Origin of the sequence: Frankia sp. Mgl5 (assembly GCF_023242985.1) — a bacterium.
In the GTDB taxonomy this organism is placed as follows: domain Bacteria; phylum Actinomycetota; class Actinomycetes; order Frankiales; family Frankiaceae; genus Parafrankia; species Parafrankia soli.
In genome coordinates this window covers 1-20,791 of sequence record NZ_JALKFY010000825.1, presented here as the reverse complement: position 1 = coordinate 20,791, position 20,791 = coordinate 1, and the positions used below count along the sequence as shown (strand labels likewise).

The 20,791-nt window shown below is 71.4% G+C and carries 21 protein-coding genes; 13 read left to right on the top strand and 8 right to left on the bottom strand.

All coding sequences use genetic code 11. The features are described 5' to 3' along the window. Positions 1–5: 5 nt before the first annotated feature. Entirely contained in the window at positions 6–266 is a 261-nt protein-coding gene (locus MXD62_RS33110; protein WP_248833288.1) for a hypothetical protein, read from the bottom strand. A gap of 428 nt (positions 267–694) precedes the next feature. On the opposite strand from MXD62_RS33110, the gene MXD62_RS33105 reads away from it, so the two are divergent. Next, positions 695–1,336, top strand: coding sequence for a carbonic anhydrase (locus MXD62_RS33105; protein WP_308301366.1), 642 nt, complete (start codon positions 695–697; stop codon positions 1,334–1,336). A 26-nt stretch (positions 1,337–1,362) separates the two neighbouring features. Here MXD62_RS33105 and MXD62_RS41105 read toward each other — a convergent pair whose 3' ends face one another. After that, complete coding sequence (locus MXD62_RS41105; protein WP_368862487.1) at positions 1,363–1,587, bottom strand: RHS repeat-associated core domain-containing protein; 225 nt, start codon at positions 1,585–1,587, stop codon at positions 1,363–1,365. On the opposite strand from MXD62_RS41105, the gene MXD62_RS33100 reads away from it, so the two are divergent. Further along, the gene (locus tag MXD62_RS33100) at positions 1,495–1,953 is read left to right on the top strand and encodes a hypothetical protein (protein ID WP_248833287.1); all 459 of its coding nucleotides are present in this window, start codon (positions 1,495–1,497) and stop codon (positions 1,951–1,953) included. The two genes, MXD62_RS41105 and MXD62_RS33100, sit on opposite strands and share 93 nt — an antisense overlap. A 265-nt stretch (positions 1,954–2,218) precedes the next feature. On the opposite strand, the gene MXD62_RS39520 is transcribed toward MXD62_RS33100, so the two are convergent. Both MXD62_RS39520 and MXD62_RS33080 read right to left on the bottom strand, forming a co-directional pair. Then, positions 2,219–8,278, bottom strand: a complete 6,060-nt coding sequence (locus MXD62_RS39520; RefSeq protein WP_285224275.1) for a DNRLRE domain-containing protein — start codon at positions 8,276–8,278, stop codon at positions 2,219–2,221. Between the two features lie 28 nt (positions 8,279–8,306). Further along, positions 8,307–8,480: a hypothetical protein gene (locus MXD62_RS33080; protein WP_248833286.1), complete on the bottom strand. Its 174-nt coding sequence runs from the start codon at positions 8,478–8,480 to the stop codon at positions 8,307–8,309. A 557-nt stretch (positions 8,481–9,037) separates the two neighbouring features. On the opposite strand from MXD62_RS33080, the gene MXD62_RS41100 reads away from it, so the two are divergent. Continuing rightward, positions 9,038–9,595, top strand: a complete 558-nt coding sequence (locus MXD62_RS41100; protein WP_368862486.1) for a transposase — start codon at positions 9,038–9,040, stop codon at positions 9,593–9,595. A gap of 43 nt (positions 9,596–9,638) precedes the next feature. Here MXD62_RS41100 and MXD62_RS33075 read toward each other — a convergent pair whose 3' ends face one another. After that, positions 9,639–10,274: an NAD(P)H-binding protein gene (locus MXD62_RS33075; protein ID WP_248833285.1), complete on the bottom strand. Its 636-nt coding sequence runs from the start codon at positions 10,272–10,274 to the stop codon at positions 9,639–9,641. A gap of 100 nt (positions 10,275–10,374) precedes the next feature. On the opposite strand from MXD62_RS33075, the gene MXD62_RS33070 reads away from it, so the two are divergent. The 4 genes from MXD62_RS33070 to MXD62_RS33055 all read left to right on the top strand — a co-directional run bounded on the left by MXD62_RS33070 (position 10,375) and on the right by MXD62_RS33055 (position 13,111). Then, positions 10,375–10,884 (top strand): MarR family winged helix-turn-helix transcriptional regulator, encoded by a 510-nt coding sequence (locus tag MXD62_RS33070; RefSeq protein ID WP_248833284.1) that lies wholly within the window; start codon positions 10,375–10,377, stop codon positions 10,882–10,884. Between the two features lie 58 nt (positions 10,885–10,942). Further along, on the top strand, positions 10,943–11,272 hold the full coding sequence (locus MXD62_RS33065; RefSeq protein ID WP_248833283.1) for a PadR family transcriptional regulator: 330 nt from the start codon (positions 10,943–10,945) through the stop codon (positions 11,270–11,272). Then, entirely contained in the window at positions 11,269–12,264 is a 996-nt protein-coding gene (locus MXD62_RS33060) for a hypothetical protein (RefSeq protein WP_248833282.1), read from the top strand. The genes MXD62_RS33065 and MXD62_RS33060 overlap by 4 nt, the downstream gene beginning before the upstream one ends. Before the next feature lie 169 nt (positions 12,265–12,433). Beyond that, on the top strand, positions 12,434–13,111 hold the full coding sequence (locus MXD62_RS33055) for a hypothetical protein (protein ID WP_248833281.1): 678 nt from the start codon (positions 12,434–12,436) through the stop codon (positions 13,109–13,111). On the opposite strand, the gene MXD62_RS33050 is transcribed toward MXD62_RS33055, so the two are convergent. Beyond that, on the bottom strand, positions 13,101–14,039 hold the full coding sequence (locus MXD62_RS33050; protein WP_248833280.1) for a helix-turn-helix transcriptional regulator: 939 nt from the start codon (positions 14,037–14,039) through the stop codon (positions 13,101–13,103). The two genes, MXD62_RS33055 and MXD62_RS33050, sit on opposite strands and share 11 nt — an antisense overlap. Positions 14,040–14,248: 209 nt before the next feature. Here MXD62_RS33050 and MXD62_RS33045 point away from each other — a divergent pair, with 209 nt between their 5' ends. The 4 genes from MXD62_RS33045 to MXD62_RS33030 all read left to right on the top strand — a co-directional run bounded on the left by MXD62_RS33045 (position 14,249) and on the right by MXD62_RS33030 (position 18,181). Next, positions 14,249–15,826, top strand: coding sequence for an MFS transporter (locus MXD62_RS33045; protein WP_248833279.1), 1,578 nt, complete (start codon positions 14,249–14,251; stop codon positions 15,824–15,826). Between the two features lie 321 nt (positions 15,827–16,147). Beyond that, positions 16,148–16,384 carry a hypothetical protein gene (locus MXD62_RS33040; RefSeq protein WP_248833278.1) on the top strand — a complete coding sequence of 79 codons (237 nt, stop codon included), beginning with the start codon at positions 16,148–16,150 and terminating at the stop codon, positions 16,382–16,384. A 269-nt stretch (positions 16,385–16,653) separates the two neighbouring features. After that, positions 16,654–17,538, top strand: coding sequence for a class II glutamine amidotransferase (locus MXD62_RS33035; RefSeq protein WP_248833277.1), 885 nt, complete (start codon positions 16,654–16,656; stop codon positions 17,536–17,538). A gap of 217 nt (positions 17,539–17,755) precedes the next feature. Next, positions 17,756–18,181, top strand: coding sequence for a TIGR03618 family F420-dependent PPOX class oxidoreductase (locus MXD62_RS33030; RefSeq protein ID WP_251082713.1), 426 nt, complete (start codon positions 17,756–17,758; stop codon positions 18,179–18,181). Between the two features lie 16 nt (positions 18,182–18,197). On the opposite strand, the gene MXD62_RS33025 is transcribed toward MXD62_RS33030, so the two are convergent. Beyond that, positions 18,198–19,295, bottom strand: coding sequence for a low specificity L-threonine aldolase (locus MXD62_RS33025; RefSeq protein ID WP_248833275.1), 1,098 nt, complete (start codon positions 19,293–19,295; stop codon positions 18,198–18,200). 67 nt (positions 19,296–19,362) lie between these two features. Continuing rightward, entirely contained in the window at positions 19,363–19,848 is a 486-nt protein-coding gene (locus MXD62_RS33020) for a hypothetical protein (protein ID WP_248833274.1), read from the bottom strand. 199 nt (positions 19,849–20,047) lie between these two features. On the opposite strand from MXD62_RS33020, the gene MXD62_RS33015 reads away from it, so the two are divergent. Both MXD62_RS33015 and MXD62_RS33010 read left to right on the top strand, forming a co-directional pair. Continuing rightward, complete coding sequence (locus MXD62_RS33015) at positions 20,048–20,557, top strand: sigma-70 family RNA polymerase sigma factor (RefSeq protein WP_308301367.1); 510 nt, start codon at positions 20,048–20,050, stop codon at positions 20,555–20,557. Next, positions 20,545–20,791, top strand: a 247-nt coding sequence (locus MXD62_RS33010; RefSeq protein ID WP_248833272.1) for a zf-HC2 domain-containing protein, incomplete at its 3' end; no start/stop codon positions are given. The genes MXD62_RS33015 and MXD62_RS33010, both read left to right, overlap by 13 nt.

Sequence of the window (20,791 nt, the reverse complement as noted above, 5' to 3'; positions counted from 1 at the left end):
CGTCATCACTGATGGAGGTGCGAGAACCACTTTCGCAGACGTTCGCGACGAGCTCGCCGCGCCGCCCATTCCCGGCGGAGATCAAATACCTCTCGCTCCAGGCGCTCACCCTCCTCAGACCCGAACCATTCTACGCCAAGCTCCTCGACGACATCATCAAAATCGTCCTCGTGGACCCTGAAATCGTCGTGGCGGGCGACAGATTTTGGCAAGTCTGGATGATCACTCAAATAAAAATAGAAGCTGTCCTCGGTCTCGGTTGCCACGAGTAAATAGCAACCATCATATGGATCTTTGGTACATCTACCCAGCTTACCCTCAGGGGCCAAGGGCGTCTGCGCATCACTCACCAGAATCCGCCTCGCTGTTCGATGTGGAAAATGAAGTGGAAAGTGAAGTAGTCGTGTCACCCACGACCCGGGGTCGTCCGTCGAGGCCGAAGGTGTTGTAGGGGTCTTGGTGGGCGTAGTCGTAGGGGTTGAGGCACAGGCCGTCAACGGCGTTGACTATCTTGGGTTTGGGATGGTGGGCCGCGGTCGCGAGGCGGGACCGGGCGTCGGACCGGGCATATGGACGCCCCGGTACCCGGAGACACCTCGACGGCCGGGCCTTCGCGGGCGCCCGGCTGGTCGGTTGCTGGTGGCGTTGCCGCGATCGGGTTCGGTTCGGCGCCTGACCAGATAGGTTGCTGCGCGTGCCCGATTTCAATCTCGCTATGTCCTCGCCCGCCGAGGCGTTCGCGGTCCTGAGGGAAGGCAACGCGCGCTTCGTGCGTGGTGAACGGCTGCACCCGAACCAGGATGCTGACCGCCGATCGGCTGTGGCGCCGAGACAGCATCCGTTCGCCGTGCTGTTCGGATGCTCCGATTCCCGCCTGGCAGCTGAGATCATCTTCGACCGCGGGTTGGGGGATCTCTTCGTGGTGAGGACCGCCGGTCACGTCGCCGGGCCTGAGGTGCTGGGCAGCATCGAGTACGGCGTCAGCGTGCTCGGTGCGCCACTCGTCGTCGTTCTCGGGCACGATTCGTGTGGCGCTGTCACCGCGGCGTCCGAGGCAGATCGTGACGGGACCGCGCCTGCGGGCTATCTCGGGGACGTGGTCGAGCGGGTGATGCCCAGCGTGTTGTCGGCGCGGGCGGCCGGACACACTGACGTCGACGCGTTCGTGCGCACGCATATCCGGCGGACGGTCGACGGCCTGGTCGGCCGGTCGGTCCTGCTCGCGGCCGAGGTCGCCGCCGGACGATGTGCGGTGGTCGGTCTGTCGTACCGGCTCGCCGAGGGCACCGTCGGTGTGGTCACCAGTCACGGGCCGGTACCCGCCGCCACCCCATGACCTGCGCCGGTGCCCTCCCGGCCGCCTCACCGCGGATCGCACCCGCGCCCGGCCTCCCCGAGGCGCGGGCCCGGCATGCCGCGCGGTAGCCCGGTCACGGGCCAGGCTTTTTCGCCAGGACCACTTCCACCGGGGTCAAGGACGTTACGAGGGTCTTGGTGGGCGTAGTCGTAGGGATTGTCGGAGCCGCCGGGGACGGGGTCGGTGGACAGGAAGCGACCGAGGTTGGGGTCGTAGAGGCGGACACCCATGAGGGTGAGGTCGGAGAGGGTGTCGCGGGAGCGTTGCTTCGCGCCGAGCCAGCCGTAGCGCGGGTAGGCGGTGGAGGGGAAGTACGGCAGGCCGAACTCGGTGGATTCGGCGTAGCTGGCGATGGAGCTGGCCGTCGTGATGTCGTCGACGGTCGCGACGACATCGCCGTGCAGGTTGGCCAGATGCAGGATGACGGCACCGGTGTCGGTCTGGGTGGCGGCGAGGTCCCCGCCGATACCGGCGATGTTCCGCGTCCAGCTGGTCCCGACACCGATCCAGGCCGGCCGGCCGAGACCGACACAGAGGGAGCCGCCATCCCGACCATTGTTCTACGGAGAAGCTCCGACTGCTACCTTCTCACATAGACGAATCCCGACTCCGGATGATACGCACTCCATCCACCGTCGTCGACATTCACCCACAACATAACACAATCAGAGCTTTCGACGGTACGATAGATTTTCAAGTATATTTTTTTCCCATCATATGTTTCATCCCAGCTCACCGGCCTGTCAAATTTCTCCGCTTCAACAAAGCCGACTTTAGATAGATTTACGAGCTCTAGCTCCACCCGTCTCCGAAGAAGCTCACGCATTTCCCTGCGATGGCGACGACCCGGCAACATTCATCTCACCTCCAGAGACGGAAGAACGGAAGACGATAGCTCCGGGGCCTCCCCTTCACTCCGCGCTTCCAGGTGTCGACTTGAATATGGGGGCGGTTACCGATAAACCTGAACGGATGCACATCAATATCGTAGTGGATTTTGAAATTGCGTGCTCCTGGAACCCGTCGTCCAATCATGCCACCCCTCGACACCGCGGCTCTCCAGCCACCCCATCCAGCACGGGCATAGCGTGCTTGACGCGCGATCTGAATCGCTTCCCAGCCCAGCCTCGCTTCCCCACCACCTGGAACAAACATCAGGGCGGTGAGGGCGATGTCGACCTTATGATGAGATATGAAGCGGCCGACCTTGCGCCAGAACCGGCCATCGAGGTCGAGGCTGTTGTAGGGGTCTTGGTGGGCGTAGTCGTAGGGATTGTCGGAGCCGCCGGGGACGGGGTCGGTGGACAGGAAGCGACCGAGGTTGGGGTCGTAGAGGCGGACACCCATGAGGGTGAGGTCGGAGAGGGTGTCGCGGGAGCGTTGCTTCGCGCCGAGCCAGCCGTAGCGCGGGTAGGCGGTGGAGGGGAAGTACGGCAGGCCGAACTCGGTGGATTCGGCGTAGCTGGCGATGGAGCTGGCCGTCGTGATGTCGTCGACGGTCGCGACGACATCGCCGTGCAGGTTGGCCAGATGCAGGATGACGGCACCGGTGTCGGTCTGGGTGGCGGCGAGGTCCCCGCCGATACCGGCGATGTTCCGCGTCCAGCTGGTCCCGACACCGATCCAGGCGGGGCTGTCGGCGGAGGCTGACGTGTAATGGTTCGTGCTGGTCGTGCTGCCTTCGGTCCAGGACCGAAGGCGCCGGGCGGGGTCGAGGGTGTAGGTGCGGGTGGTGGTGCCGACGGTTTCCGAGGCGACCAGGTCGTTGACGTGGTAGCCGACGCTCACCGAGGTGCCCGCGGGCGGGTAGGGGTCGGTGGTGGTGCGGCCGAACAGGTCGTAGGCATAACCGGAGTTCGTGAGCCGGTCGGCCTGGTCATAGGAGAAAGAGTAGGCCGTCGGGCTGGTGCTGGTAGAACAGGTTCCCGTCTCGCTTCCACCGGCGTCGGGATAGCTGGTCAGCGCGGTCCGGTTGGAATCGGGGTCGTAGGCGTAGACGCGGGTGGTGCAGCTCGCCGGGCCTCCGTAGCTGACGGTGTCCGCGACCGAGGTCAGCCGGCCGGACGGGTCGTAGCCGAGGGTTTTCGCGGACACGGGGGTGGTGTCGATGCGGATCTGTTCATGGATCGAGTTCGCCTGCGTGAACGACAGCCAGGGTGTGCCGCTCTTGGCGTAGACGAGGCTGGTCGGTTCGGCGTTGTTGTCGTAGCGGGTGGTGGCGACCAGGCCGTTCGGATAGGTCTGCGCGACGAGTTTGCCATCGGCGTTGTACGCGGCGGTGAACGTGGACGGCGCTGATCCGGCACCGACGTTCAGGCTGGTCAGCAGGCCGCGATGTTCGTTCGCGCCGTCGTAGGTGTAGGTGTAGGTGCCTTTTCCGTCGGTGGCGGAGGTGACCTGGCTGTCGATGTCGTAGCCGGTGGTGGCGGTGTTGCCGTCGGCGTCGGTCTGGGAGACGACCCGTCCCCAGCTGTCGTAGCCGGTGGTCAGGGTGATGCCGCTCGCGGTGGTGGTTGTGGCCAGGCCGGTCGCCGGGTCGTAGCCGTAGGTGGCGGTGGGGATGGCGGTGCCGCCGTTCGCGGCCGGGCTGGCGGTGATCGCCTCGGAGGTCCTGCGGCCGGCGGTGTCGTAGGTGAACGTGCTGGTCCGGGTGGTGCTGTTGACCGTCTCGACCTCGGTCAGGACCTGGTTCAGCGAGTTGTACGTGTAGGTCGACACCGGCAGCGGGTTACCCGAGGACGGCTGGGCGGCGGGGCCGCTGGTGCAGGCCAGGCCGGTGCGGGAGGCGTTCACGCAGCTGCCCGATCCGGTGGCGGTGTAGTAGGTGGTGACGGTGGTGAAGGCGTCGGTGCCGGTGCTGTTCGCCTTCGGCTGGCGGGATTCCACCGTGTTCCCGGCCGGGTTGTAGTAGGTGGTCCGGACGATGTCGGGGGTGGAACCGCCGCCCATCCAGGTGGTGATGGTCGTCGGTTTGCGCAGGGCCCAGCCGGAGGTGGACGGGTCGGCGCCGGTCTTGGCCTCGTAGCCGTTGACGGTCCGGCGGGCGTCGACGTCCGTGCCGCCCGCCTGTCGGGTGCTGGTGGTGACCGTGGTCGCCAGCCGGTAGGGGTCCGGCGCGGAGGGGGCGCCCTGGTCGTAGTCGGTGTGCACGTGTTCGCGGCCGGAGTAGCGGGCTCCGGCGTTGTCGACGATCTGATGGGTCGGGCCGTAGGTGTCGGTGACCGACACTCCGTCGGAGCTGTAGACGGTCTGCTCGTCGAGCTGCTGGGCGCGGGCCGCGGAGCTGGTCAGCGCCGCCACCGTCATGTCCGTGTCGGCGGTGGGCGTGAATGCCTGGTTGCGGTTCTCGGCGGACAGGGTGCGGATGGTGTTGCCCTTGGCGTCGTGCTCGGTGGTGGTGATCTGCCAGGCGCCGTTGCCGTAGGAGGCGGTGTTGACCTGCTTGCCGTCGGCGTTGAGGTAGGTCAGGTCGGCGTAGGGCCAGTCCGTCGTGGCCGGGACGGCGGCCGGCACGTGGCCGGCGGGGAACACCGCGGCGGCGTAGAGCGGGATGTCGGTCTGCGCCCAGCCCGCGACCTGCCCCGGGGACAGGTCGACTGGCGCTCCCGATCCGGACACGGGCACGTCGTAGGCCATCGTCTGGGTCGCGGTCCCCCCGCCGGGGGCGGGGCGGGAGGCGGTGTAGAGCCGGGCAGCGCCGTCGTAGGTCAGGGTCCAGGTGGCCTGCCCGGGTGGGGTGATCTGGGCGAGCCGGCCGGCCGCGTCGTAGGCGTAGGTGGTGGTCAGGCCGGTGCGGGGGTCCTTCGCCGAGCGCAGCCGGCCGGCGGCGTCGTAGGCGTAGGCGGCGACGTTGATCGGCGCGTCGCCGTTGAGGGACATCGCGATCGAGGTCAGTCGGCCGGTGTAGTCGCCCCAGGTGGCCGGGTCGGTGCCGGTGCCGGTCGCGGTGGTCGTGGCGGCGTAGCCGAGGGTCAGGGCCCGGCAGCCGGCGACGAGGGTGGTGCAGGTGACGCCGGCCGGGACCGGGCCGAGGATGCGGGTGGTCCGCCCGGCGGAGTCGGTGGTGAACGTGGAGGTGGTGTTCGTGCCGGGTTCGATGACCTGGCTGACCCGCCAGACCGTCGCCCCGCTGACCGTCTGCGCGGTGTAGATCGTCCGTGTTCCGTCGAGTTCGGTGAGGGTGAACTGGGTGGCCGAGTCCTTCACCAGCTTCGACCCGTCCGTTCCGACGTCACCGACACCGGCGTAGGAGTACGGGTAGACGCCCGAGCCGGTGCGGGTGTAGACGTCCTGGACGCCGTTCTCGTCGGTGAGCGCGACGTAGCCGTCGGAGGCGGTGCTGTCGGTGAGGGTGCGGTCGGCGGAGCCCGCGTCCGGGCCGGGCATACTCGCCGTCCAACCCGGGCCGAACACCCCGGGCGTGCCGCCCACCGCCAGGGTGGTGAAGGAGCGCCCGACCGTCAGCTCACCGGTGTAGGTCGGCATCGAGACGTCCGTCGCCGACACCGAGTAGTCGCCGGTCAGCAGGGCGACGGTGCCCGGGCCGACCTGCTGGGTGGCGTCGGCGTCGGCGAAGGCGCGGCGGGCGAACTGCACGGTGTGCAGCGGGGCGCATGACACCGTGTCGGCGGCGTCCCGGAAGCAGGCCTGGACCTGCACCGGTCCGTCCGGCGCGCCGAAGCCGGTCAGGGTGGCGTTGAGATCCCAGGTCAGCTTGTCGAACAGGCCCGAGCCGTTACGGGTCATCGGCCAGGTCGGGTGCGTCGACGTCCCGGCCACCGTCACGTCGGCGGTCGGGACGTCGCTCCACGCCGTGGCGGTGTTCGTTCCCTGCCGGTACTGGAACGTCACCTTGGTCTGCGCCGCGGGGGCCTGCCCCTCCAGGGTGGTGTACCGCTGGATCCGCGCCCCTTCCGCCGGTTGCGCGAGCGCGCCCGCCCCGACGCCGAACCCGTAGGAGGCGACCGGGGAGAGGTTGCCCGCCTTGTCCTTGGTCCGCAGGTAGAAGGTGTGCAGCCCACCGCCCGGGCTCAGCGTCGAGGTGACGGTCGAGGGTGTGTCGGTGGACGGCGAGGGCTGGTCGAGGCCGTAGAGGAACGACTGGGTGTCCCCGCCCGGCGAGGTCCAGGTGAACGTGCCGGAGGTGGCCGAGCCCCAGCCGCCGGACGGCCAGGCCGCTGAGCTCAGCCCGGTCGGCGCGGCGGGGGCGGTGGTGTCCACGGTGAACGGGATCCAGCCCGACCATGCCTGCGAGTAGTCGACCCCGTCGAAGGCACGCGCCCGCCACTGGTAGGCCGTCCCGTTGGTGAGCAGCCCCGAGGGCACCGTCCAGGTGCCGACCGCGTTCGAGGTCACGTTCGACACCGACCCACTTGTGATCATGGTGGAGCCGGCGGAGTTCCACACCTCGAAGTCAAGCCGGACCGGGCTGCCTTCGGGATCCAGCGACGCGCCGGACAGGGTCGGGGTGGTGCTGTTCGTCAGCACCATCGCCGGGCTGCCGCCGCACTGTGCGGAGCACGGGCTGGTGAACCGGCCGGCGACCGTCCCCGGGTAGGAGTTGTAGGTGGTGGAGATGTGCGGGGCCAGGAACGTGTCACCCGAGTAGAAGTACTTGAACTGGTTGCCGTCGGACTCGTTCGGAGCGCGCAGGGTGAGCGTCTCCGGCGAGGGGTAGCCGTTGTGCGCCCAGGCGTCGACCAGCCCGGTGATGTCGATGTTCGTGCCACCCGAGCCCGTGCACGACCCGCCGTTGTTGAACGTGGCGTTGCCCCAGGTGATCCCGTCCGCGCTCGGCTGGGTGTTCCAGGTGGTGCCCGCCCCCATCCCGCCGGATCCCTGCACGATCGTCGGCTGGGCCGTGCACGTCGCGGATCCGCCCTGCCACAGGTTCAGCACCGCCGAGGTGACGTGCTTGCCCTTGATCGCGGAGTCGTCGAAGCGCAGGAAGGAACGGTTCACCGCCGCGCCGAGGTAGTTCCCCACCCGCAGGTTCTCGTAGGTGTCGTAGTTGGTGGTCGTGTACAGGTTGTTCACGTCGGTGTCGAGGTTGTCGGCGAGGGTGGCGGCCGGATCGATGGTCACCGGGTACTGCCGGGCGGGGTCGGTGAGCCAGGTCCGGTCCGGCTTCAGCGCCAGCGTGGGCGAGGCGGCCTTCGCGGTGTCGAGTGTCGCGTCGACGCCGCGGACCCGGTCGGGCAGCCGGCTCTCCGGGTCGAGATGGGCGTCCCACATCAGCGGCGCGGGCGAGCGGGCGGTCACCTTCCCGCCGGCGGACAGCTGCAGTTCCCCGGCCGACGTCCGGGTGGCGGTGAGGCCCTTCAGCCGCATCGGCAGCGACAGGGCCGCCTGCGCGGCGGCGGGGCTGTGGGCGACGATCAGCACGTCGTAGCCGGTCGGAACGACCTTGACGACCAGGTCGGTGTCCTCGGCGACGCCCCGGTAGGTCGCGGTGTTGTCCTTCAGCTCCGGAGCGGGCAGCGCACTCGGCCAGCCGAAGGCGATCTCCCGGGCACCGTCGACAAGGGTGGCGACGTCACCGGGCTTCGACCCGCCCGCCGACAGCACGATGCCCGCCTTCGCGACCTTCGGCGTGACCTTTCCGTCGGCCAGGACCAGGGTCGAGTCGACGTCGGCCCAGCCCTCCCCCCGGCGGACCCGGCGGATCCCCGTGTAGGAGTCGACGGTGACCGTCCCGTCGGGATTCACGAACGTCGACGTCGTCTCCGTCCGCTCCTCGGTCACCTCGATCCGCCGATTCTCCGCATGCGCGGCCAGCTGCGCCGAGATGAAGTCCGGTCGCTGCGCGGGCCCGGTCGGGGCTGGCGGCGGGGCGTCCGCGGTCTCGGCCGGCGCGGCCCACACCGGCCGCTCAGCGGAGAGGACGAGCTCGGTTCCCGTCGCCGCCAGTAACGCGGCCAAGAAGATACACAGGGAACGGACGAGGGACCTACGACGACGCATGGGGAATGCCCGCACCACGCCAACTCCGATCCAGCAGGAATCCCTTGATCAGGGAAAGCGGCACCAGCGCGGCCGCTACGGAGAACAGCTGCCGTTCCGGATCACCGAAAATGACAGGATCGAATGCCGCGGCGCAAACAGCCCCGCATGCGCCGTCCACCGAAATCGTTACCCATTGCGATTACGGCAAGATCACCGATGGCCTACCGGTTACTGCGTGCGACGACAGGCCGGCGGCGCAAGCGGGGCATTTAGGTACAGAACACCCAGGGCCGTGATACCTTGCGCCGCGACGCAGTTAACACGCTCGCACACTCTCCGGAGTCGATATGACACCAGACACACAGGAGTGTGTTACGTCGATGAAACATAAGCCGATTCCAAGCGCGGGTTCCGGAGCGTCGGTCGGCTGCAAGCTGTCACCGTCGGATGCTAGAGGCAGAAAGTCACATGACCCCGACGTCAGGAACGGCTGGCCCAGGTCGCGCGCAACGACAGGCCGCGTCTGTCATCGCCGGTGCGCAGCGCCACCGACAGCCTGTTGGCGTCTCCACCTGGCACGTCAGGAGCAACAAAGAAATTTGCCTGCCGTTTTGCTGACAGGAGCGACCTGCTCTGCCATAGTCCTGCCCCGGAGCTTTCTCGCCGCGAAGTGAGCTCACGGCCAGCAGACCCCGCAGGCTCGACCGCGCACCGTCGCACCGGTCGAGGAATGTAATGGGCAGCACGAACGGATCCATTCGGTCTCGGATTCGAGATCCAGGCTCGGTGCACTGGCTGAACACTGCCAAAAATCCGGTGTCACGCCTCCCATGCGTCCGTCCGCAGTCGGGAGGCCTCCCTCCCCCACCGCAGGAGCGTTCCAGCATGGGTCGTCCGACGAGGTACCCCCCGCCTTTCCGCGCCCAGGCCGTCGCCCACGTCGCACGCATCCGGCCTCAGTACCCGTCCACATCGCAGGCCATCAAGGCCGTCGCTGCCGCGCTCGACATGGGCACCGAGACGCTTCGACGATGGGTCCGCCAGGCCGAGACGGCGACTGGCTACGACCAGCGACGACGACGCCAGCAGCAGGCTGAACTACAACGGCTGTACCAGGAGAACGCCCGCCTGCACAGAGCGCTGCTGCGGCGGGGAGACACCGCTCCCGCACCGAGGCCCTCCACGTCGTGCCGGCCCACGGCGGAAACAGCGCGAACGGCCGCGGGCTCCTCGTCCCAGCGCTCCCAGAAGGCGACAGGCCGCTCAGGATCCGCGGGTGCGTGGCCTCGTTGATGGTCGTCGGTGGTCGTGGCGCCGGCGGGCGGCCGGCGGCGGCTCAGTGCGCGACGGTTACCGCTCGGCGGTGGAGGTCGCGGCGGTCGAGCACGTCCAGCAGGGCCATGGCCAGGTCGGGATAGGTGATGCTGCGGGCCCTCGGCAGCGGCGCCTCCGTGGCGACGCGGTAGGAGCCGGTCCCGGGGCGGTCGATCAGGCGGGGCGGGCGCACCGAGATCCAGTCGGCGTCACTGGTCCGCAGGATGTCCTCCATCCGCCGCATGTCGGCGTAGGCCTCGCCGAAGAAACGGTCGAGTACCGGCATCATCAGCCGCCGTTCCAGGAAGGGCAGTTCGCCGCGCGGCCCCGCCGGGGTCGCGGAGATCACGGCGATGGTGCCCGCGCCGCCGGCCCGCATCGCCGCGAGCAGGTTGCGGACGCCGGTGGAGTACACCGTCGTCGGTTCCCTGCCGGCCGCCGCGCCCAGCGCCGAGACGACGGCTTCAACACCGGCGAGCGCCGGGAGGAGGGTCTCCCGGTCGAGTACGTCCGCGGCGGCGACCTGCAGGTTGTCGTGCCGGGCCAGCACGGCCTCGGGCCGGCGTGCCACGGCCGTCACCCGATGGCCGCGGGCCAGTGCCTGCTCCACGACCAGGGCTCCGGTCCGCCCGGTCGCCCCCACTACCGCGATCTTCATCTCAGCCACTCCCCATCTCGATCACACAGAATCGGCGCGAAACACCCATCTAGTGATTGTCACCTTAGATGACAATCACTGGACGGTACACTTCCGACTCGTGAACGACGTCCCGGCGGCCCCCTACTCCGTGTCCCTGCCCTTCCTGCTGTCCCAGGTCGGCGCCCGCACGGCGCAGGAGTTCGCCGACCGGCTGGCGCCGCTCGGCGTCTCACCGCGCGCGTTCGGTGTGCTCAGCAACCTGACCACCGCGGCCGCGGGCCGGACCCAGCAGCAGCTCGCGGACGCGCTGGGCATGCACCGCAACAACATGGTCGGGTTGATCGACGAGATGGAGGAGGCGGGCTGGGTCCGGCGGCGGCGCAGCGCACAGGACCGGAGGGCCTTCGAGATCGACCTGACGCCGGCCGGTACGGCGCTTCTGGAGCAGGTCACGGAGGTGATCCCACCGCTGGAGGGCGAGATCGCCCGCGATCTGACCGCCGACGAGCGGCGGGTGTTCGTCGGCCTGCTGCGCCGGGTGGCCGCGACGCTGGAGCTGCACCCGGGGATCCATCCGCACCTGGGAGCCCGGCCCCGTTCCACCTGTGCGACGCCCGAGGATTCCTAGGCCGATCACCGGCCGCCGGTATACCGATGGGCGGCACAGTCGACGGTATGATCGCGGGGTGTCCGCCTCCGTCCCACTGCGGGAACCGACGTTTCTCATTCTCGCCGCGCTGGGGCCCGGGCCGCTGCACGGCTACGGGGTGATCAAGGCCGTCGAGGAGATGTCCCAGGGGCGCGTCCGGCTCCGCGCGGGCACCCTGTACGGCGCGCTCGAACGCCTGGAGGCTGACGGGCTCGTCGCCTTCGACGGTGAGGTGTCGGACGGCGGCCCGCCGCGCCGCAACTACCGGCTGACCGACACCGGTGCCGGCCTGCTCGCTCAGGAGGCCGCGAGGCTGCGGGCGAACGCCGACCTGGCCGTGGCCCGGCTCGGGCTGCGCGGCACGTGACGGCGTCCACCCCCGGCCCGCTGGGACGCTGGAGCGACGGCCGGCTCGCCGCGTCGACGCGGTGGCTCGCCGCCCGCCTCGAGGGTGTGGACCCCGCGTTCACCCACGACGTGGCGCTCACCGTCGCGGAGGTCGGTGCCACCCGCGGCCGGCGCGCCCACCTCGGTGAGCTCGGGTCGCTCGCCGCGCTGGCGCTGCGCCTGCGCGCACGGGCCCGCGCCGGACCGGGGCTTTTCGGTGTCTGGCGCGGCGGCCTGTACCTCGGCGCGGTGATGTTGCTGGTCGTCATGACGGTGGACGTCTGGACCGCACAGTTCGGCGGCGCGACGCCCCGGGTCACCCCCGCTCTCCTGATCGGTCCCGCTCCCGGGTGGTGGACCGCGGTGGCGGGGGTGACCGGGGCGGTAGGCGTCGGACTGGGGTACAGCGGGCGGCGGGCCGGCGCGCTGACGGCAACCGCGCTCACGGCCCTGGTCACGCTCACGGCCAGTCTGACCGCCGCGAACAGCGGCGGGTACGGGGATCTCGGCTGGCTGTCCGGCCTCGGCGTGGTCTTCCTGGGCCTGCTGCTGGGTCGTCCGGCGCAAAGGCCGCCGGTAGCGGCCGGGCCCTCCGCGCGGTGCTGGCCGCGGTCCGCGCGCCGGGCCGGCGTCGCCGCGGCCTACGCCGCCGGCCCGCTGCTCGCACTCGCCGCGACCTGCACCGCGGGAGAGGCGGCACCGGTCGCGCTCCGCCTCGGCCTGACCGTCCTGCTGCCCGCCTTGTGCGTCCTGCTCGGCGGGCAGGATCCACGGCTGGCGGCCGCCGCGGCCGTCGTGTGGTTCGGCCGGCTCGCGCTGGGTGCGCTCGGGGAGCTCGGCGACGCCCTGCGGGCCGTGGCACTCGACCGCGACGGGCTGCTCCTGCTGCGCTGGCTGCTGATGGCGGCGGGAGTGGCGATCGCGGTGGCGGTGACCGGCAGTGGAAGCCGCCGCCTCACCGAACTGCACTGAACCGCACCGAACCTCACTGAATCTCACCGAACCGCGTCTCCAGCGGGGCGGCCAGCCGTCCCGTTGCCCACTAGTACGTCTACCGTTATATTGGCGATCAGAGTACTGGCTACCGATATAGACAGGGTCGGTGGCCGGGGCGACACTCCCCGCCGTTCGGAGGACGACCATGAGCACCGACCGAGACACCCCACCCAGCCCGCCCGCTGTCGAGCCACGAACCCGGCTCGCGGCCGCGGCGGCGAGCATCGCGGGCGGCGCCGCCGTCCTGCTCGACGCGCCGGTGGACATCGCCGGCAGTGAGAACGCCGTGCTGAACACAGCCGGGGTCGCCGCGCCCGTCCTCGCGGTGCTCGCCGTCGCCGGCATCACCGCCTGCCTGCGCCGGCCGGGTCCCCTCGGCGGGCCGGGCAACCGGCTGCTCGACCTGGGCGCGCTGGCGAACATCGTCGGGCTGGTGCTGCTGACCGGTATCGAGTTCTCCCGGGTGTACGTGCTGTTCCCCCTGGATGAGCCCGTCCGCGACGCGCTCGCGGACTCCGCCCCGACGATGCCGGCCGTCTACACCGCCGGGATCCTCTACGTCGCCGGCAGCATGCTGTTCGCCACGGCGCTCGTCCGTGCACGGTTCGTCCCCGTCGCGAGCTGGCTCCTGCTGCTGACCGCCCTGCCCGGCACACTGGTGGACGTCCTTCCGCTCGCCCTGGTGGCCGTCTTCCAGGCCGTGACCGGGGCCGCGTTCGTCCTGGTCGGCGTCCACCTGCTGCGGGCGGACCGCGACCGCGCCGGCCTCGGTGACCACGGCACGGGTGCGGGCGTGGGGAGGGTGACGGTGGTTACGGGATGAGGTGCTGGCTGCCGGGAGTCGTGGCGAGGTGATGGCTGCCGGGAATCGTTGCGCAGGGGGGCTCGCCGACGGCCGTGGCCGTGTCGACGGTGGCGGCGGTGAGGCTGGCGAGCAGGGCGAGCCGTTCGGCGCTCGCCGAGCCCGGTTCGGGGGAGAGCACGAGCAGCCGCAGGCCCGAGTCGTCCTGCACGCGCAGCACCTCCTCGGCGAGGACGAGGTCCCCCACCAGCGGGTGCCGGTACTCGCGGACGGCGTGCCCGCAGTCGCGCACCTGGTGGCGGGCCCAGTTCGCCGCGAATTCCGGGCTGTTCACACACAGCTCGCCGATGAGGGTGGTGAGCTGCTGGTCGTCGGGATACTGACCGGAGGCCAGCCGCAGGTAGCGGACGACCTCGTCGACCTTGCGCCGCCAGTTCACGTAAAGATCACGGATGTGCGGGTCCAGCAGGATGAGGCGGGCCATGTTCGGCTGGGTCGCGCAGCGGTTCGGCGCCGCGAAGTCCAGATGCGGCGCGAGCAGGGCGTGCGCGAGCCGGTTCCAGGCCAGGACGTCGGTCCGCCGTCCGATGACGAGCGCCGGCACGTCGCGCACCGCGTCCAGCAGCAGCCGCACACCCGGGCGGACCTTCTCCGGCCGGGCGGTGCGCCGGGCGACGCGCGCCGGGCGGGCCAGGGTGCGCAGGTGAGCGTGCTCGTCGTCGTCCAGCAGCAGCACCCGGGCGAGCGCGTCCAGGACCGCGTCGGACGCGTTGCGGCTCTGCCCCTGTTCCAGCCGGGTGTAGTAGGTGACGCTCACCCCGGCGAGCTGGGCCAGCTCCTCGCGCCGCAGGCCCGGGACGCGGCGGCGGTCACCCGGGCGGGTCAGGCCGACGTCCGCGGGTGTGATCTGGTTGCGCCGCGAACGGAGAAACTCCCCCAGCTCGGTCATGCTCGGCATTGTCACGCCGCACGGCGCGCGAGTCGACGGGGCGAAGGTGACCCTGCCAGTGCCAGGAACCACCAGGACCGGGTTCCGCCGCCGGACTATTCCCGGTGGCCGTCACCCTGACGGTGCCATCCACGCCGTGGGCAGGACCCGTGGGGGTGGCAACGGCGGGGGCGTGGCTAGGGCCGTCGACGTCCAGAATCGTGCGGGGCATGACAGATTCGATGCCCGCGGCGATCTCGGAGCGGGCCTCCGTCGGCACGCCGGACGCGAGCGACCCGGCCGGCGTCGCCGTGCCGGCCCCGAGGCACCCCGCGCCGTCCGCGACGGCCGAGCGGCCCGTCGCTGGGGATCCGCGGCCAGCGGGGCCCGACCGGATGACTCCGCGGCAGCGGTTGGCGCTCGTGCTGCTGCTGGGGACGCAGTTCATGCTCGCGATCGACTTCTCGATCCTCAACGTGGCCCTGCCGTCAATCGGGGCGGGGGTCGGCCTCGGTGAGGGCGACCTGCAGTGGATCGCGACCACGTTCGCGCTGCCGTCCGCGGGGTTCACCCTGCTGTTCGCGCGGGTCGCCGACCTGGCCGGACGACGCCGGATGTTCCTCACCGGCCTGGTGCTGCTGATCGTGGCGTCCCTGCTTGGCGGGCTCGCCCAGGGGCCGACCGTGCTGCTGCTCGCCCGCGTCGGCCAGGGCCTCGCCGCCGCGATCGCCATCCCGGCCGCGCTGTCCCTGCTGGTCACGACGTTCCCGGAGGGTCCCGTCCGGCAGCGTGCGCTCAGCCTCAACGGTGCGCTGCTGCCGGCCGGCTTCACCGTGGGCGCACTGGTGGGCGGGCTGCTGACCGGCTATCTCAGCTGGCGCTGGGCCTTCCTCGTCAACGTTCCGGTGGCGCTGGCGATCCTGCTCGCCGCGCCGCGGGTCGTCCCCGGTGGCCGCGCGGACGTCCGCCAGCGGCTCGACGTCCCCGGGGCGCTGACCGTCACCGCTGGGCTGGTCGCCTTCGTCTACGGCATCTCCAGCGGCGGTGAGGACGGCTGGGGCCGGCCGTCGGTGTGGATCGCGGTGGCCGCGGGGCTCGTCCTGCTCGGCGCCTTCTGGCGGATAGAGGCGACCAGCCCGCATCCGCTGGCCTCGCTGGAGGTGCTGCGGCTACGCCACGTCGGATGGGGCAACCTCGGCGGGTTGGTCGTCTTCGCGATGGGTAGCTCGATCGTGTTCCTGATGACGCTGTACCTGCAGCGGGTCCTCGGCTACTCGGCGGTGACGACCGGGCTGATCTTCGGGCTGCCCGGGACGGCCGCGTTCGTGGCCGGACTGGTGGCACCGCGCGTCCTGGCCGTCGTGGAACCGCGCCGCACCCTGGTGCTCGGGCTGCTCGTCCAGGGCCTGTCCGCGCTGGCCCTGGCCTTCGTCGGGCTGGACCGCAGCTCGCTGTCGCTCGTGCTGGCGGCGTCCGTCGTCGGATTCTTCGGCCACGCCAGCGGGCTCGTCGCCTACCTGGTGACGGCGACCTCCGGGCTGCCCGACGCCCAGCAGGGCCTGGCCACCGGCCTGACCACGATGACCCAGCAGGTCGCGCTCACGCTGGGGATACCGATCGTGAGCGCGGTGGCGACCGCCCGGACGTCCGCGCTCACCGCGGGTGGCGGGCACTCGGCGCGGGAGGCGACGCTGGGCGGCATCCAGACCGCGCTGGTCGTGAACGGGCTCGTCACGGTCGCCCTGGCCGCGCTGATCGCGACCGTCCTGCTCCGCCGCCACCCGGGCCTCCGGACAGCTGCGGTGTAGCGGCAGCAAGGGTCCGGGCCCCAGGTCGGGGTCGGGGGTCCGGAGACGGGGATTCCGTCCTGGTGCCGGGTCACACAAGCCTGACGCCCCCAGCCGACGGCCGTTCCAGCACCACCGTGGCGGGTGAGTGACTCTATGGACTCACTCACCCGCCGCACTTCCCGGGCACGCCCGGTTTAGGGCAGGTCTGCCGGTGGATCAGCAGGTTTGGGGCGGCCCGGGGACCTTTCGTCAGGCCTGGGGTTCCGCGCTCCGGCGATGTGGCGGGCGGATCCGGGGGTCCGGGCAACAGGCGGACGCGGCGGCACGCACCATGGGTGTATGGCTAAGCGCGCTCTTCCACCCCGCGTCCCCGCGTTGATCGGCGACGGCACCGAGTTCGACTCGAAGGAGTTCCTTCGGCTCTCGGTGGACGTCCTGGCCGACATCGACGTCGATGCGCTCGACGAGGCGGGCAAGGTCGCCTACGCGCAGGCCCTCGCGCTGATCGCGATCGCGTCGAACGCGAAGCACCTCCAGCACCTGCCACTGATCGACAACAACCTCGAGGTGCCCTGAACCCGCGCCCGCGCTCCCGCCGGTGACCACTGTGTTGGTCCAGGACGACGAGGGCAACGCCCTGCTGGAGTTCCAGCGGGCGACCCAGCACCAGGCCGCGGACACCTTCGGGTTCGGCGCTCGTCTGAGCCGTCGCGCCCCGCGGACCCCCTCCCCGGAGACGCCACGGATCCGGGTGCGGCGCCGCGGACAGCGGGAACACCCCCTGGCAGCAGGCGACGGCCCGCCCCGCGGCCGCAGCCACGGCGATCACGGGGGGGTTCGCGGGCGTGTGTCGACTTCTCGGTCTCAGCAGTGCCCCGGAGCGGACGAGGGCGACGTTCTGGCTGCTCGACGCGCCCGACAGCCTGGATGAGCAGAGCCACCGTAATCCCGACGGCGCCGGCCTCGGCGTCTTCGACCCTGACGGGCGTCCCGAGGTCTTCCGGCAGCCGATCGCGGCCTGGGAGGACCGGCAGTTCGCCGCCCAGGCCCGCCGCCGGACGTCCACGACGTTCGTGGCGCATGTCCGCCATGCCTCCACCGGGCGGCTGGCGCCGGAGAACACCCACCCGTTCCACCAGGACGGGCGGATCTTCGCCCACAACGGGGTCATCGAGGGGCTCGACCGGCTGGAGGAGCGGCTCGGCAGCGCCCGTGAGCTCGTCGCCGGCGACACCGACTCCGAGCGGTTCTTCGCCCTGATCACCCGGGAGATCGCGAACGCGGACGGCGACGTCGGGCGCGGCATCGAGGTGGCCGTCCGGTGGGTCGCGGCGAACCTGCCCGTCTACAGCATCAACCTCGTGCTCGCCACGCCGCGGGAGCTGTGGGCCCTGCGCTACCCGGAGACGAACACACTCTTCCTGCTGCGCCGGGCCGCCGGCGGCCACCACGGCCGACGTCCGCTGGATCACGTCGACGCCACGGGCACGACCCGGCTGCGCTCGGCCGACCTGGCGGCCGTGCCCTCGGTGGTGGTGGCCAGCGAGCCGATGGACGAGCATCCCGGCTGGCGGGCGCTGCGCTCCGGCGAGCTGGTGCGGGTCGCCCCCGGCCGGGTCACCACGACGCGGATCGTCCTGCCCTACCCGCCGGCCCTTCCGCTCACGCTCGCCGACCTGAAGCCGGACGCGGCCGCCTCGCAGCGTGCCTGTCAGCCATCCGTAGCCTGAGGACGTCCGCCACGTCCCGTGATCGTCGCTTCGCGGCTCCCGCTGGGTAGCCTGGCCGCGGACCGTGTGTGACCGCCCACCACCATGTCCGGTGCCGGTGGGGGCGGACCGACCGCGAAGGCGAGGGACGTCTGTGGCCCCGTTCGACCCCCCGCACAACTCCGCCGCTCCCGACGGAGCCGCCTTTGACAGGGCCGCTTTCGAGGCGGCAGCCGAACTGGGGCACGCGGAGAGCGGGCTGGCCGTGATCTCCACCAGCCGCGCCGACGGGAGCATCCAGGCCTCCGTGGTGAACGCCGCGTTCATGCCCCATCCGCTGCCGCCCGATCCGCGGGAGCCCGCGCCGGTCGTGGCCTTCGTGACCTACGGTCGGACGAAGCTGGCCAACCTGCGCCGCCGGCCGCAGGTCAGCGCGACGTTCCGGTCCGGGTGGCGGTGGGCCACCGTGGAGGGCACGGCGGAGATCGTCGGGCCCGACGACCCCCACGAGCAGGTCGACGCGGAGCGTCTCCGGCTGCTGCTGCGGGAGATCTTCACCGCCGCCGGTGGCACCCACGACGACTGGGACACCTACGACCGGGTGATGGCCGAACAGCGCCGCGCCGCCGTCCTCATCCACCCGACCAGGTCCTACGGCCCCTGACACCTCGGCGCCGCGGTCAGGAACCGGCTGGTGGCAGGGCGTTCAGCAGCGGGGCGAGGACGTCCCCGGCCCGGCGGATCGCGGTGTCGTCGACGTCGAGGTGGGTGACGATCCGGACCGTCGTCGGACCGGCCAGGCCGACGAGCACACCGCCGTCCGCCGCCTGCGCGCAGAAGGCGGCCGCGTCCGGGACGTCGACGAGCACCATGTTGGTCTCGGTGCGCTCCGGGTGGACCCGCCGCGGTGCCGCGTCGGCGAGGGTCACGGCCAGCGCGGCGGCGTGGCGGTGGTCGTCGGCGAGGCGGTCGAGGTGGTGCCGCAGCGCGTACAGGCCGGCGGCGGCGAGCACCCCGGCCTGGCGCATCCCGCCACCGAGCCGCTTGCGCCACTCGCGGGCCCGCTCGACGTGCTCGGCGCCGCCGACGACGAGGGAACCGACCGGGGCGCCGAGGCCCTTCGAGAGGCAGACCGACAGCGTCCCGAAGATCTCGCCGAGGCGGCGTGGCGGGACGTCGAGCGCCACCGCCGCGTTCCAGAGGCGGGCGCCGTCGCAGTGCAGGACCACCCCGGCATCCTCGGTGATCAGCCGCAGCCGGTCGAGCCGCTCCAGGGGCCACACCCGGCCACCGGCCCGGGCCCGGGTGTTCTCCACCGCGAGCACGCTCGTCCGGACCATGTTGTAGTTGTGCGCGACCGGGAACGCGCGCAGCTGGGCCGCGATGTCGGCCGGGTCGAGCGTGTCCGCGAGGCCGCTGAGGGTCCGGGTCTGCACGCCGCCGAGGGCGGCGAGCCCGCCGAGCTCGTAGGTGACGATGTGCGCGTCGGTGTCGGCGACGACCTCGGTGCCCACCGGGGCGCCGGCACGCAGGGCACAGAAGTTGCCCATCGTGCCGCTCGGCACGAACAGCGCGGCCTCGTGCCCGAGCAGCGCGGCAGCCTGCTCCTCGAGCTCGCGGACGGTCGGGTCCTCGCGGTAGACGTCGTCGCCGACCTCCGCCTCCGCCATCGCGCGGCGCATGCCGGGCGTGGGCCGGGTGACGGTGTCGCTGCGCAGGTCGACGGGCAGGTCGACGGGCAGGACGGCGGGCCGTGTTCGCGGGGGCTGGACGCTCACCCTCCCGACGTTAGCCCGGCGCCGCCCCGGACGCGGACCGCGGCCGGGCGGGGCGGGCGGGGCGAGGTCAGGTCACGGTGATCTCCGTGGACATGCCCCGCGACTCGTGGTTGCCGACGGGGCAGTACAGCTTGTACGTGCCCGGGCTGAGGGTGACGGTGAGGCCCTCGGACTGGCCCGGCCCGAGGTCCGCCGTCTCCGAGCCGCTCACGCCCGGTCCCTCGATCTCCAGGGCGTGGATCACCTGGCCGTCGTTCGTGGTGACGAACGTGTAGGTGCCCGCGGTGAAGGTGTCCTGGGAGAGCTTGAGCGCGAACTCGGTCGCGGTGACCATGACGGTCGTGCCGGTCGCCGTCGGCGCCGCCGGGACGCCTGCTCCCGCGGTCGCGCCCGCGCTCGGCGCACCGGTCCACGGCGCGGTCGTGGCCGCGGCGGGCTGGGAGGCCGCCGGCGCGGCGGCGGTGTCGTCGCCGCCCCCGCAGGCGGCGGTGAGGGCGAGCAGCATGACGCCGGTCGCCAGTGCGGCCGCGGTACGGGTATGCGGACGGTGCATCACATGTTCTCCTGTCTCTCGGAAGGGCCAGTGCCTCGGAAGGCCCGGGAACCGGTGCGGACGTGGGATGTCACGCGGCACGGGCCGTCCCGGTTCACCGTGACCGCTGTCACCCGTCCGACAGCGCGGCCGCTGAACCGAACGGCCGCTCTGCCCGTGAAGGGGGGATGTGGGACTGCGCCGCGGCGGCCGGCCCGGGGTGGACGACCCCGGGGCCGTGTTCGTGCGTGCCGTGCACGCCGAGCACGGGGCGGCACTGCTCGCCTTCACCACCCGGCTGACCGGTGACCGCGGCCGGGCCGAGGACGTCGTGCAGGAGACCCTGCTGCGGGCCTGGCGGCAGGCGCCGAAGCTCGACGCGGACGACCGGCCGCTGCGCCCGTGGCTGTTCACCGTCGCGGCCCGGATCGTCGTGGACGAGCAGCGCGCCCGCCGGGCCCGCCCGGCCGAACTGCCCGGCGACGTCCTGACGTCGCTGCCCGCCGGCGACGACCTGGAACGGGCGATGGAAAGCTGGCAGGTCGCGGAGGCGTTCCGCACACTCAGCCTGGAACACCGCGCCGCGCTGGTCGAGACGTACTTCCTCGGCCGCTCGGTGGCCGAGGCGGCGGCGGCGCTGGATATTCCGGAGGGCACGGTGAAGTCCCGGGTCTACTACGGCCTGCGCGCGCTGCGGCTGGCGCTGGAGGAGCAGGGGTGGGCGCCGTGACCGACACCTGCTCGACGCTGCGCGTCGCGCTCGGCTGCTACGTGCTCGGCGCGCTCGCCCCCGGAGAACGCGCCGCAGTGGAGACGCATCTGGACGGATGTCCCGACTGCCGCGCCGAGCTGACCCGGCTGGCCGGGCTGCCGGGCCTGCTCTCCCGCCTGCGCCTCGCCGACGTCACCGATCCCCCACCCGCCGCCGCGGCAGGCGATCCCGGCGAGCGCGCCGTCGACCGCG

Coding starts and splice junctions, on each gene's coding strand:
- MXD62_RS33045 (WP_248833279.1), top strand. CDS start 14,249: ATGACAGATTCGATGCCCGCGGCGATCTCGGAGCGGGCCTCCGTCGGC.
- MXD62_RS33050 (WP_248833280.1), bottom strand. CDS start 14,039: ATGACCGAGCTGGGGGAGTTTCTCCGTTCGCGGCGCAACCAGATCACA.
- MXD62_RS33040 (WP_248833278.1), top strand. CDS start 16,148: ATGGCTAAGCGCGCTCTTCCACCCCGCGTCCCCGCGTTGATCGGCGAC.
- MXD62_RS33055 (WP_248833281.1), top strand. CDS start 12,434: ATGAGCACCGACCGAGACACCCCACCCAGCCCGCCCGCTGTCGAGCCA.
- MXD62_RS33020 (WP_248833274.1), bottom strand. CDS start 19,848: ATGCACCGTCCGCATACCCGTACCGCGGCCGCACTGGCGACCGGCGTC.
- MXD62_RS41100 (WP_368862486.1), top strand. CDS start 9,038: ATGGGCAGCACGAACGGATCCATTCGGTCTCGGATTCGAGATCCAGGC.
- MXD62_RS41105 (WP_368862487.1), bottom strand. CDS start 1,587: ATGGGTGTCCGCCTCTACGACCCCAACCTCGGTCGCTTCCTGTCCACC.
- MXD62_RS33075 (WP_248833285.1), bottom strand. CDS start 10,274: ATGAAGATCGCGGTAGTGGGGGCGACCGGGCGGACCGGAGCCCTGGTC.